General features: G+C 58.6%; 11 protein-coding genes. 10 read left to right on the top strand and 1 reads right to left on the bottom strand.

Translation table 11 applies throughout. The features are described from left to right. The coding region (locus C8024_RS00685) for a lipid-transfer protein (RefSeq protein WP_254305427.1) at positions 1-1,191 on the bottom strand (1,191 nt) is incomplete at its 3' end. 280 nt (positions 1,192-1,471) lie between these two features. Between C8024_RS00685 and C8024_RS00680 the strand changes: the two genes are divergently transcribed. The 10 genes from C8024_RS00680 (at position 1,472) to C8024_RS00640 (ending at position 13,135) form a co-directional block, all read left to right on the top strand. Then, the gene (locus C8024_RS00680) at positions 1,472-2,314 is read left to right on the top strand and encodes a hypothetical protein (RefSeq protein WP_173202582.1); all 843 of its coding nucleotides are present in this window, start codon (positions 1,472-1,474) and stop codon (positions 2,312-2,314) included. Beyond that, positions 2,311-2,907, top strand: a complete 597-nt coding sequence (locus C8024_RS00675) for a hypothetical protein (protein ID WP_173202581.1) — start codon at positions 2,311-2,313, stop codon at positions 2,905-2,907. The genes C8024_RS00680 and C8024_RS00675 overlap by 4 nt, the downstream gene beginning before the upstream one ends. Continuing rightward, on the top strand, positions 2,823-4,004 hold the full coding sequence (locus C8024_RS20650; RefSeq protein WP_173202580.1) for a LuxR C-terminal-related transcriptional regulator: 1,182 nt from the start codon (positions 2,823-2,825) through the stop codon (positions 4,002-4,004). The genes C8024_RS00675 and C8024_RS20650 overlap by 85 nt, the downstream gene beginning before the upstream one ends. Positions 4,005-4,125: 121 nt before the next feature. Beyond that, positions 4,126-6,000, top strand: coding sequence for a hydantoinase/oxoprolinase family protein (locus tag C8024_RS00665; RefSeq protein WP_173202579.1), 1,875 nt, complete (start codon positions 4,126-4,128; stop codon positions 5,998-6,000). Positions 6,001-6,002: 2 nt separating this feature from the next. Beyond that, the gene (locus tag C8024_RS00660; RefSeq protein WP_173202578.1) at positions 6,003-6,413 is read left to right on the top strand and encodes an acetone carboxylase subunit gamma; all 411 of its coding nucleotides are present in this window, start codon (positions 6,003-6,005) and stop codon (positions 6,411-6,413) included. Beyond that, on the top strand, positions 6,413-7,963 hold the full coding sequence (locus C8024_RS00655; RefSeq protein ID WP_217271906.1) for a hydantoinase/oxoprolinase family protein: 1,551 nt from the start codon (positions 6,413-6,415) through the stop codon (positions 7,961-7,963). The genes C8024_RS00660 and C8024_RS00655 overlap by 1 nt, the downstream gene beginning before the upstream one ends. Continuing rightward, positions 7,906-8,565, top strand: coding sequence for a hypothetical protein (locus C8024_RS19880; RefSeq protein ID WP_217271905.1), 660 nt, complete (start codon positions 7,906-7,908; stop codon positions 8,563-8,565). Before C8024_RS00655 ends, C8024_RS19880 begins: the two co-directional genes overlap by 58 nt. Then, on the top strand, positions 8,562-10,823 hold the full coding sequence (locus C8024_RS00650; protein WP_173202577.1) for a hydantoinase B/oxoprolinase family protein: 2,262 nt from the start codon (positions 8,562-8,564) through the stop codon (positions 10,821-10,823). The genes C8024_RS19880 and C8024_RS00650 overlap by 4 nt, the downstream gene beginning before the upstream one ends. 3 nt (positions 10,824-10,826) lie before the next feature. Beyond that, complete coding sequence (locus tag C8024_RS00645) at positions 10,827-11,558, top strand: hypothetical protein (protein WP_173202576.1); 732 nt, start codon at positions 10,827-10,829, stop codon at positions 11,556-11,558. Positions 11,559-11,560: 2 nt separating this feature from the next. Further along, a complete protein-coding gene (locus C8024_RS00640) occupies positions 11,561-13,135 on the top strand; it encodes a long-chain-fatty-acid--CoA ligase (protein WP_173202575.1) in 1,575 nt (524 codons plus the stop codon). The last annotated feature ends 35 nt before the right edge of the window (positions 13,136-13,170 follow it).

Genomic DNA, 13,170 nt, shown 5'->3' with positions numbered 1-13,170 from the left:
ACGTCCGGCCCTGTTCTCATATAATGTGACGACACAGGCGCCGCCCAATCCGATATTGTGCTGCAGCGCCAGGCGCGCACCCTCGACCTGCCGTGCACTCGCGCCGCCGCGTAATTGCGTTGCTAGCTCGAAACACTGGGCGAGGCCAGTGGCGCCCAACGGGTGGCCCTTGGACAGCAGGCCGCCAGAGGGATTTGTAACCACTTTCCCGCCGTAACTATTGTCGCCGTCGCGGATGAAACGCTCCGCCGTGCCGATTTCGGTCAAGCCCAGTGATTCATAGCTTAGCAGTTCGTTGGCCGTGAAGCAGTCATGCAATTCGACCAGATCGAGATCATCCGGACCGATCCCCGCGGCTTCATATACCTGGTTTGCCGCGTTGTGCGACATGGTTGCACCTACGGTTGTGCCAAGATTTTCGCCGTCGAATGAATCAAGCCGATCTGTCGTCATCGCCTGGCCGGCAATGACGATGTCGGTGCTAATTCCATGACGAGCCGCGAAAGCCTCGTTGCACAGGATGGCAGCCGCGGCACCGCAGGTTGGCGGACAGCATTGCAACCGAGTGAGGGGGCCATACATATGAGGCGATTCCAGGATCGCTTCGGCGGACAGCGCTTCCCTGAAAACGGCGAGAGGATTATTCGCAGCATGGCGGCGCGCCTTTTCTGCGATCAACGCAAAAGTACGGTCTTCCGCACCATATCGCTCTTGATATTCCAGAGCAGCACCGCCGAACAGGCGCAGCGCCATCGGGCTGTCTGACGCGCCCAGCCGCGCTTCGCAGGTATCGAGAAAATCGCCCAACGGGTCTGGCCGGTCATCATACACACTAACCAAAGCGCCGCGCTTCATCTGTTCGAAACCCAGCGCGATAACGCAGTCCGCCGCTCCGCTGGCGATCGCCTGACGCGCAAGCCAGAGGGCCGTCGAGCCGGTCGCGCAATTATTATTGACGTTGATGATCGGGATGCCGCTCAGGCCGCTCGGATAGAGCGCGGCCTGGCCGGAGGTGCTGTCGCCATAGACATAACCGACATAGGCTTGCTCGATTGATTGATAAGCAATTCCAGCATCCGCCAGCACATCGGCGACCGCGTCGATTGCCATCGCGCGATAATCACGGGCTTTGGCTGGCGTGGCAAATGGGGTCATCGCCACACCTGCAATAATCACGGAGCGGGACATCATGCTCTCCTGCAAATCTTGGTCTTCAAAATCTGGCCGGGCTCTATGGCGACCTTGACCCTTGCCTGTGACCGGACTTAAGTCACTACACCACCCAAAAGGGTGGGGCAGAGATCGGGTTGGCTACTAAAATGGGTGGGAACGAAAACACAATCGGCAAAACACGGCCGGAAATGGAGAGTGGACTGGTGGATCTGCGGCGTGAGAGCCTTCTTGATCGTATCCAGTCGAGCAGTGCGCAACTGATCCTTGCGCAGGCGCGGCCGGCTATGGAAAATCATCCTTGTTGCGGCAATTGGCAGCGGTCCAAGTGGATGCCGGTGGATCGGTCGGGTGGATCACCCCGGTGTCTCAGGACGGTGACCTGTCGCGCTTTGTGCAGATGTTTATCGGGACCTGCGAGCGCTTGATCGAGGATACCGGCGGCAAGCTGCGACGCACCACCCGCGATATTCCTGCACTGATTTCCGCCATCAATGGCCCTGCTTTACTCCTGCTGGATGAATATGACCAGTTTGCTCATGGTCAGGCCGATGCGCTGCTTGGCCAGATTATCGAACAATTGCCACCGGGCAAGCGGATCGCGGTTGCGACGCGGACGATGCCCGATCTCTCCAGCGCCCGATTGAAACTATCGGGTCGGGCTATCGTCTTGGGCAGTATCGATTTGCGCTTCGATCTGGGCGAGTCCTATCAGTTTCTGTCGGAGCGTTGTCGGTTGGGACTCGAAGAAGTGCGCGAACTGCATAGCCGGATTGATGGCTGGCCCGCGGCGCTCCAGTTTATCAACCTCTCGCTCGCTTCGCAGAAACAAGGGGCAGCAAAAGCGCTGAGAAGCGGTATGACGCAAGAGGTCGTCGACTATCTTGCTCAGGAAGTCTTTCTTCTGCAAAATGCCGAAACGCGTAAAGCGTTACTCGGCATTTGCCTGGCCGATCGACTCTGTGCAGAATTGGTCAATCACAAGCTGGGCGGCACGGGAGGCCGTGCCCTCCTTAATCGCCTGTCTGACGGGGGGCTGTTCCTTGATCCGGTTGACGGAGACCGGCACTGGTTCCGCTTTCATCCCCTTTTGGCGATTTTCTGCGAACCCAGGTGCGACAGGAAAACAGCCCGGAAGCATTGACGGAGCGCCATGTCAGGATCGCAGACTGGTTTGCGGTGGAAGATATGCGCGAGGTTGCAATCAGCCATTATCTCGCGGCGGGACGGCAGGAGAGCGCAGCTGCCTGTCTTGAGGAAGTAGCCGAACAGCTTGTCCGGGAAGAGCGGCTGGGGCTGCTGGTCTCGCTATTTGAGAAACTTGACCAGCATGTGCTGCTAGGCAGTACCAAGCTGCTCGACGCAGCGGTAATCGCCTATGGATTCCGCCGCCAGTTCGCCAAGGCCCACCGGCTGCTGAACCATTGCGAGGCAGCGCTTGCCGAATCCGACGGTGATGCGGTCGCAGCGGCCGAGCTGGAGGTTCGCCGGTGTTTCGTCCTTGCGGCCGAAGACCGGGTTGTCGAGATGGGCGAACGGGCCAGGGATGCCGAGAAGTGGCTGGGCGATGATCAATCCTTTTCCAAGGCGGTGGCCTTTAACGCTTATGCTTTTTGCTCGGCGCGCAGAGCCAGTTTCCGGAAGCGCACGAATTGCTGCTGCGCGCTCGCCCGCTCCATGAAAAGGCGCGCAATTATTTCGGTCGCTCCTATGCCAATGCCATCCATGCTAGCCTGAAAATGTCGCAAGGCCTGCTGGGCGAAGCGATTGATGATCTGCGCCGCGCCTTGCGGGAGTTGGATGTCGAAGGGCCCGGTGGCATCATGGCGGGTGGCGTCGTCGCCGCGCCGCTGGGCGAAGCTTTATACGAGCGCAACGAGATAGACGAAGCCGAACGGGTGATTACCGATTATCTTCCGCTGATCCAGCAACAGTGCATTGTCGACCCGCTCTGTTCAGGCGTCGTGACACTGGCCCGCATCGCCAGGTTGAAAGGAAAGCCCGAATATGCACAAGAGCTTTATGAATATCTGATTGATTCGGGCCATAAATATGGCTTGAGCCGACTTGTCGATTGCGGACGGGCGGAACTGGTTCGCGAAGCCGTCTTGCAGGGTGATATCAGCACAGCCGAACGCCGCTTCGGCGCGCTGGGTTCCGAAGCGCGACTGCCAACCGAGAGCCAGCTCATTTATTCCAGCGGTGAGCTTGAGGTGCAGCGCATCACCTATATACGTTTGCTCGTCCACAAGGGAAGTCATGCCGAGGCCCGTGCGATGATCCAGTCGGAAATTCGCACAGCTACGGTAAAGCACCGTGTTCGCCGGTTGATCCGTCTCAAGACATTGCTGGCGATCAGTCTGGAGATGGACGGGCAGCTTGGCCATGCCAGACGCGTGATGATGGAGGCGGTTGCTCTTGCCGCACCGGCCCGAATGTACCGCATCTTTCTCGATGAAGGGCCTGCTGCCATCCGTATGCTCAATCATTTGGCGAACGATAATTTCACCCATGATCCCGATTGGGCTGTGGATGACGTCGCACGCTATGTAAAATTGCTCGTCAAGGCGGCGGAAGGCGGAGCCAGTGAAGAGATCGCTATTTCCGATCCGGACGAAGAGGAAGCTACGGCACTGGCCCGGCCGCACGAAAATCTGACCCCGCGCGAGATAGATATCCTGCATTTCCTCGCCAAAGGCCATTCGAACAAGGATCTTGCCGACCGGCTGGCGGTCTCCCAGAATACCGTCAAGTTTCACTTGCGGAACGTTTTGCCAAGTTGGGTGTCGGCAATCGCATGCAGGCGGTTCAGGCGGCCCGACATTTCAAATTGATTGAATAAGCGAAACCTACCCACTCGGGTGGGGTGGAGGGTAGTGGCTTGGGCCTAGGGACTCTCTCGAACGGCAGAAAAGGGTGGGATGACTCACCGGAGCCGCAAGGGAGGATGAGTGCATGGGTCTGCTGGTCAATATCGACAATGGCGGTACGTTAACCGATATCTGTGCTTTCGACGGGGAAAAGGTGGTTCACGCCAAAACCGTGACGACACCTCACGATCTTACCGAATGCCTGATGAACGGTCTGCAGGCTCTGGGGGAGCAACTCGGAAACGAGGGTGGTCTCACTCGTCTTGTCGCTTCGATCGATCATCTGCGCTATTCGACAACGCAGGGTACGAATGCGATTGTCCAGCGCAAGGGTCCGCGTCTCGGGCTGCTGGTTTCAAACGATGTGCAAATTGAATCGGCCAAAGCGGCAGCCCCAGATCTGTTTGATGCGCTCGTCGGTGATCGTTTTGCGACAATCGGTAACGCGACGGAAGCACAAGTCATTCAAGCGGTCCGTACGCTGATTGCCAAAGGTGGGAGCCGGCTGGTGCTCTGCCTTGACGGCAAAGCCGCGGCGCAAGTCGAGAGCGATTTGCGGCGGGCGCTATACGCGGCGTTTCCGCGGCATTTGCTGGGTGCTGTGCCCTTGCTCTTTTCGACTGATCTTGCCCCCGGCGCATCGTCGCAGCGGCGCATCTGGTCTGGTCTGATCAATGCGTTTCTCCATCCTTCGATGGAGCAGTTTTTGCATCATGCGGAAAGTCGGTTGCGGCAGCATCGGACGCGCAATCCGCTGCTCGTGTTTCGCAATGATGGCGGATCGACCCGCGTATCCAGGACAATTGCGCTGCATACCTATTCTTCCGGACCGCGTGGCGGCGCCGTAGGAGCGGCGATTCTGGCAGATCATTACGGATTTGAACGTTTCGTGTCGATCGACATTGGCGGCACCACGACCGATCTTGCCCTGTTCGAAGATGGCAAGGTTGCCGAGCGTCGCTTCGGCGAAGTCGAAGGCGCGCCGATTGCCTTTCCGCTTGCCGATGTGCCGAGCATTGCCGCCGGGGGTGGTTCCATCCTCAAGGTTGTAAATGGCGCCATCCAGGTCGGGCCGGAAAGTATGGGCGCTTTGCCGGGCCCGGCCTGCTTTGCCCGGGGCGGCACGAATGCGACGCTCACCGATATCATGTTGCTTGCAGGCATTCTAGATCCTGACAGCTTCTTCGGGGGCAAGCTTGCTCTGGATGTCGAGCGCGCAAAGAACGCGGTGCGCACCCATATTGCCGAACCGCTCGACATTGATCTTGATGCGGCAATTCAGGCAGCAATCGATGCCTATGAGGCGAAGGTTACCGGAGCGATCACCGGACTGGCAGGCGAGCAGGGACTGGATGCGATGCTGGCCTTTGGCGGTGCCGGTCCGATGAGCGCTTGCGGTATTGCCGAGAAGGCGGGGATCGACCGTGTTCTGGTGCCGCGGTTTGCCGCTGTATTTAGCGCCTTCGGCATCGGCTTCAGCCCGATCCGGCACAGCCATAGCCACCCGGTAGAGGCGTTCAGTGCCGAAGCGATCGATGCGGCAAAGCGGTTGCTCGAAGAGCAAGCTGGTCGCGCCATGGAAAGCGAAGGTTTTGCGCTCCGGGACTGTCAGACCGATTGGCAGGCCGTGATCGGTCAGGGCGACGCGGCGCACAGCAAGCCGCTCTCCGAAGTTTCACCTGATGCATCCGGTTTCGTTGAACTGCATGTCGTTCGGGATATGCCCTCCATCGGCCTTGGGCTTGCCGCTGCGGGTCAGCGGCATGAGGCACCGACTGCACAAGCCAGATCGGCCATGGGCGGGATGCCGCTCTATCGGCTGGAAGACTTGCAGCCGGGTGCAACTGCAACCGGGCCGTGCCTGGTGGAAGAGCAGTTTTTCACCGCCTGGATACGCCCTGATTGGCGTTTCACCGTCACCGGCAATCACGATCTGCTCATCGAGCGCAAGGGAGCCTGAATATGCATATTTTTATCACCGACGCGCTTGTCATCGATCTCGAAAAAGAGGTCTGGCAGTGCCGCGGATGCGAGACCGAACTTGGTTCGGCGCGCGAAAACTACAAATCCTTCCTGCGCGTTCGTCCGCGCAATCCCCAAGATATTCATGCGCCGATTATCGACAAGGACCGCTATGAATTCACCTTCGCGCCCGATCCTGAATGGACGCGTATCGTCGAATATTATTGCCCGCATTGCGCGCGTCAGATGGAGGTTGAGTATCTGCCACCCGGCCATCCGCCAGCCTATGATATCGAACTCGATATTGACGCGCTGAAAGCGCAATGGGCGGACCGCGAAGCGCTGACCGAACCCGCAATTGGACCGGCATTTGTCCCGCCCCAGCATCACCACCGCAAGGGGGGCGAATAATGGAGCGGGTTTCGGTCGATATCGGCGGCACCTTTACCGATTGCTTTCTGGTCTGGGGTGATCGTTATGTTTCCGCCAAGGCGCTGACCACGCATCAGAATCTGGCGCTCGGCTTTAATGCCGCGCTGGGTCAGGCGATCGAGCAGCTTGATCTTACGCTGGAACAGGTGATGGGAGAGGTCGATAGCGTTCGCTATGCGACGACCCTCGGCACCAACGCGCTGATTGAGCGTCGCGGTCCGTCTATCGGTGTGATCACTACCGCCGGTTTCGAGAGCAGTGTCCCGCTCAGCCGCGGTCGTGGCTATGGTGAAGGCTTGCCGGATCGTTACCGCAAAGATCTGCCGATGGCGCAGCGCCCCGAGCCGATCGTGCCGATTCCGCTGATCGCCGGTGTGCGGGAACGCCTCTCGGAGAATGGCGAGGTAATCATGGCCCTCGACGAGGAAGATGTCCGGGCCCAGGTGCGTAAACTGGTCGATCGCGGGGCCCAGGCCTTTGTCGTCAGTCTTGTTAATTCGGTCGTCAACCCGGCCCATGAGCTGCGTGTCGAGGAACTGATCCGCAGTGAATATCCGGAGCATATGCTGGGTTCGGCACCGATCATCCTCGCCCATCTTGTGGCCGGTCGGAAGGGCGAATATGCACGGACATCCTCGGCCATCGTCGACGCATTTTTGCACAAGGCGATGTATCTTGGCCTGTCGACGCTGGAACTGAACCTGCGCGACAATGGCCATGATCGGCCGATGCAGGTCGTCCATAATTCCGGTGGCATGGCACAGCTGAATTCAACCGATGCGCTCCAGACATTGCACTCCGGTCCGGTTGCCGGCATCGGTGCTTCAGAACATCTCGCCGCCGAGACCGATCTTGGCAATGTCGTATGCAGCGACATGGGCGGCACGTCCTTTGACATCGGCCTGGTGGTTGAAGGCGGCGTGAAATTCTACGATTTCAACCCGGTGATCGACCGCTGGATGGTTAATATCCCGATGGTGCATCTCGTGACGCTGGGCGCAGGCGGTGGCTCTGTCGCGCGTTACGACCGGTTGCGCAGAACGGTTGCAGTTGGTCCCGAAAGCGCGGGTTCCGATCCGGGGCCGGCCTGTTATGACAAGGGTGGGCGCGATGTCACCGTGACCGATGCCGATCTGGTGCTCGGCTATCTTGAACCCGACAATTATGCCGGCGGACAAATTACGCTCAGCGAGAAGCGCGCAACCAATATGTTCCGGCGCAATATCGGCAAACCGCTGGATATTGATGCGGTGGCGGCGGCCAAATTGGTCAAGCAAAAGGTCGATAATGACATGGCCAATGGCATTGCGCAGGAATTGCGTGCCAGGGGCTATGAACCGGCCAATTTCACCTTGCTCGCCTACGGCGGCAATGGTGCATTGCATGCCTGCGGCATCGCCGATGCGATCGGCATCAAAAAGTTCTGGTGCCGCCGTTCAGCGCTATTTTCTCGGCTGTCGGCGCGGGCAATATGGACCAGCTCCATATCCACGAACGCTCCGTCTATCTGCAAATCTATGACAGTGTGACGCGCGAATTGCTCTCCGATTTTGATGGCTTCAACGTCATCGTCGAACAGCTCGAAGAACGCGGTCGGCTTGATCTTGTGCGGCAGGGTTATGCCGAAGATGAAATCGAGCATCGGCTTGAGCTCGACATGCGCTATGGCAACCAGCTCGCTCAAACCGCCGTTGTGGTTGGTCAAAACCGCATCACCCGCAATCGCGAACTGCTCCAACTGATCGCTCTGTTTGGACGCGATTATGGCAAAAGGTTTGGCGAAGGCAGTCAGGCTCCCGAAGCCGGCATCCGCATCAACACGGTCCGCGTTGCCAGTTTCGTCCGGGCACCAAAGCTCGCCTTTTCAAAGGTGCTGCCAGACCCGGAAACGCTGAGACCCGCACCAGAACCGGCAGAACGCAAGCTTTGCCACTTTATCGGCCGCGACGAGCCGACGAAGACGGGATTTTATCGCCTCGAAACGCTTGAGCCCGGCCATGTGGTCGAAGGCCCATCGGTCGTTATTTCTGAATCGACCACCTTTCTGGTTGAACCGGGCTGGCGGCTGTCGGTCGGCGAATATGGCGCAGGCTGGCTTGAACGCCAGGACATAGTTGGAGAAGCAGAATGACCCTCGACCCGAACGACTCGCAGAGCGGAGAAACACCTGAAACCGGAGACGAAGGCGTCAGCGAGTTTTTGCGCGACACCAGCCTGTTTCTGGCTCCCGATCCCCTGATCATGAACAATCATGGTATGGAGGAGCGGACTGCGCTTGAGCATGAAAGTCTGGCCGCAGAGACGGATCCGGCACGGCTGGAAATCGTCCGCGAACGCTTGCTCGCCGGAGCGAATGAAAGTTTCGACATGCTAGAAAGTATGGGCGCAGCGCCGGGGGCAAAATGGGGGGATTGCGTCTCGGCTATCTTTACCGCGAGTGGCGATCTCAGCCTGGCCAGCACCGGCGGCGTCGTCATTTTCTGCAACCTTGTTCAATACCCGATCAAGTTCATCAACAAATATTGGACGAGTGAGCCCACGGTAGGCGTGCGCGAGGGCGATGCCTTTCTCGTCAACGATGCCCGCTACGGACAGGCGCACAATACCGATCAGTCTATGATGATGCCGGTATTCTGGGAGGGCAAGCTTGTCGCCTGGGTTGGCGCGACTGTCCATGAGGGCGAAAATGGTGCGATCGAGCCGGGCGGCATGCCATCCATGGCGGAGCAGGTCTGGGACGAAGGGCTGAAAATGTCGCCCTTCCGTGTCGCCGAAAACTACACGTTACGGCGCGATATTGTGACCTTCCTGCAAAATTCGGTGCGCGAACCCAAGCTGCAATATGCCGATATGAAGGTAAAGATGTTTACCTGTCGCCGGCTCGAGCAGCGGATGCACGAAGCGATCAGCGAATTTGGCCTCGAGGCGGTCGTCGCCTGCTTGCGCTCGAACCTTGAAGATACTGATGTAGAGGTTCGCAAGCGGCTGAAGGATTGGCCGGACGGCACGGTCCGGCACAGCTGGTGGACCGACGGAACATTGCGTGAAAATGCGATGATCAAGATCAACCTCGCCCTCACCAAGAAGGGTGACCGGTTGATCTTCGACTATCGCGGCTCTTCGCCCGAATTCACGAACCGGTCGAACAATTCGCTCGATATCACGCTGAAAGGGATGCTCGCGCAACTTTTCTTGACCTATATCTGGCCTGATCTGCCCCGCAATCAGGGGGTGCTGGCACCGATCGAGTTCATCTTCGACGAACGCTCTATCCTCAAACCGGATTTCGGTACGCCCAATGCGCAAAGCATGATGTCGGTCTTCACATCGTGGAGCGTCGCACAGGTATGCGTGATGAAATATCTCTATTCGGTGCCGGACAAATATACCCGGGTGATCGCGCCCTGGTTCAACATGATCAATACCTTCCTGTTTGGCGGCGTTACCCAGCATGGCGAGATGGTCGGCAACGTCTGTGCGGATATTAACGGCATGGGCGGCGGCGCGCTTTCCGATCGCGACGGCCAGCATAGCTGTGCACCGATATTCGCGACCATGGCCGATCTGGGCGAGCAGGAATTCATGGAAGAGGAAATGCCCTTCGTGCAGCTCGTCTCCAAGAAACTGATGAAGGATAATCAGGGCTTTGGCCGCCAGCGCGGCGGCATGGGCTATCAGATGATTCTGGCCTTGCGCGACAGCCCGGTCTGGGGTTTCATGCTGACCGCCATCGGTTCGAAATTTCCTAATGTTCCGGGACTGTTCGGCGGTTATGGCTGCCCCACCTATCCGCTGTGCCGGATATCGAATGTCGATGTCTTCGAGACGATGCAGAGCGATCCTTCGCAGTTCCGCTACTCCATAGAGGAACTGATGAACGAGCAACCTTTTCCGGAGGGCGAATATAGCACGCATCCGATGTTCATGCCCTATTCGCTGGCCGAACGCGGCGAACTCTACATGATCGCGCAGGGAACCGGCGGCGGCTTCGGCGATCCGCTGGAGAGGGACCCGGAAGAGGCGATGCGCGATTTTCAGGAAGACCTGGTCTCCGAGGATGTCGTCTGGCGCATCTATCGCATCGTATTTGATCCGGAAACACGCATCGTTGATGAAGCGGCAACGCGACTGGCCCGCGACGAAGCGCGCAAGGAGCGGCTGGATGAGAGCATGTCGTTTGAGGACTATTGCGCCGATTTCGTGATCGATGCGCCGCCCGCGAACCTGCCTTATTATGGTTCATGGGAAGACCCGGCGATGGTCTACGCCGGATCGCCGGATCGCTATTATCCTGCCGGGCAGGTCAATCCACCGGTCATTATGCCGAACCCGCTGGAGGTGAAGATCGCCAGGCTCGAGCGTCAACTCGCCGAAGCGCGTCAGGGCTGATTGATGGCACGGATGCTGTGGCTGGAAGCGTATGATTATGCAGTCGCCTTGCTGCGAAGCGGCGAGGATCCATGGCGACAGCCGGACTCGATCGGGCTTTTCTGCGACGAGGCGATCAAATTGCTGGGGGCTGATTATCTGCTTCTGCCACTTGCGCCGTTGCTGGAGCGCTATCTGAGTGATGCGGGCGATGACGGGGAAGCCCGTGCAGAGGCTTTGGATGAAGCGATCGGTGAGGGCGAATTGCTGGAGACAATTGGTCGGGCAATGACCGCGCTGGCCGTATCGGCGGGCGCGGACAAGGTTGTCTCGGTTCTGCCGGGACCTGCCGCTATTGGTGGTGATGACGAGGACGCACTCGATATCGCTTCGATGGCGCTGGGTGATATTCTCCGCGCGGTTATGGCGATTCAGTCCGAGATTGTGGGCATGGACGAACCGGAGAGAGCCGAGCTAGCCGAGTCCGGGTCGCTGTTCCGGATTGCTGATCACGCCGGATGCACGATCACGCTCCTTGGTCATGCCGACTTTGAGCATGCCACCTATTGCTTCCCGTCTGCGGAAACGGTTTCGCCTTTTGGCAAGGGCGGGTGTCAGACGATGGCGAGCGCAGGTTTTGCCGGAGATACAACGCCTGATCCGTCGGCCGAGCATGTCCGGGTACAGATCGCAGCGGACGCGCCGCCTGAGTTTGTGCTCAAGCGGCTTTCTTCTTTACGGGCCATGGAGGCGTGACGATGCAATCGGGGTTGCTCTTTCACGATATGTTTGATTTCCACGTCGCTAGCCGCCCGGAGCAGATGTGCATTGATGATGGCGTACGGGCGCTGAGCTTTGCCGAGGCGGCAACGGCAGTGAACCGGATCGCCCATGGGCTGATCGGGCTGGGCCTGAAAAAGGGTGACCGGTTCGGCTATCTGTCGCGCAACTCGGCTGATATGTGGCTGATGTACCTAGCCGCATCGCGGACCGGCGCGGTGCCTGTTCCGCTCAACTATCGTCTCGCGCCTGCTGAATGGACGTATATTCTTGACAATGCCGAGGCCAGGCTGGTCTTTGTCGGGCCAGGTTATGATAAGGCGATGGGTGAAATCGCGGCAGAGCTTGCAACGGTCGAACGGTTCATTTCTTTTGATGGCGGGCTCGATGGCGCGCTCGGCTATCACGAGTGGCTGGAACAGCAGGACGTTTCGGCGGTGGCCTGCACCATTCAGTCGGACGATATTTTCTACCAGATGTATACGAGCGGGACGACCGGCCTGCCCAAGGGCGTGGTTGTCAATCACGCCAATTATGCCGCCAATATCGCCCAGACGACCAACATGATCACCCGGCTTCCGGATGCCGAGGACACCGCTCTGGTGGTCACGCCGCTCTATCATGCCGCCGCCGTTTGGATCGCGGCCTTCTGCACAGCACGCGGTATGTCGATCATCTTGAAAACCGACTTTGACCCGGCCGATGTGGTTGAAACACTGGACCGGGAACGCGTTGCCTTCACCTTCCTGGTGCCCGCGATGATCCAGGCCTGCCTCACCAACGTGCCGAATATCTCCGAGCGGGACTGGTCGGCGCTCAAGATGCTGATGTATGGCGCCTCGCCCATCGCCGAAGACGTTTTGCGCAGGGCTGTCGCCTGTTTCGGTTGCGATGTGTATCAAGCTTATGGTCTGACCGAGACGACCGCGATCCTCACCCTGCTGGGCGCTGACGAGCATCGCCGTGCGCTGGCCGGGGAAACCCAATTATTGCTTGCTGCCGGACGCGCCTTGCCGGGCACCGGATTGCGTATTGCCGATGACGAAGGCAAACCTTGTCGATTGGGGGAGATTGGCCAGATATTGGCGCGCGGACCGCAGATTGTTCCCGGCTATTGGGCGATGGAGGAAGCGACCAGAGATTTCCTCAAGGACGATTGGGCGCATACCGGCGATGCGGGTGAAATCGATGAAGAAGGCTATCTCTATATCCGGGACCGGATCAAGGACATGGTCGTCAGCGGCGGTGAGAATATCTATCCGCGCGAGATTGAAAATGCGCTCTTCGATCATCCCGGGATCATTGATGCAGCGGTGATCGGTGTGCCGGACCCGAAATTTGGCGAAGCGTTGCTTGCGGTCATAGTGACCGACACCGGGCAAGAGCTTTCAACCGATGAGGTCATTGCTTTCTGTCGGACGAAATTGGGTGGATACAAGGTGCCGCGCCGCATCAGCTATGTCGAAGAACTGCCGCGCAACGCGAGCGGCAAAGTATTGAAACAGGAATTGCGCAAACCCTATTGGGGCGTCGGTGAAAGGTCTGTCGGATAGCGGTCGATGACATCATGCGGCAGGATGTGCGGCGC

The sequence above is a fragment of the Sphingopyxis sp. BSNA05 genome, from assembly GCF_013265645.1.
In the GTDB taxonomy this organism is placed as follows: domain Bacteria; phylum Pseudomonadota; class Alphaproteobacteria; order Sphingomonadales; family Sphingomonadaceae; genus Parasphingorhabdus.
This window is presented reverse-complemented; position numbering and strand designations above follow the sequence as displayed.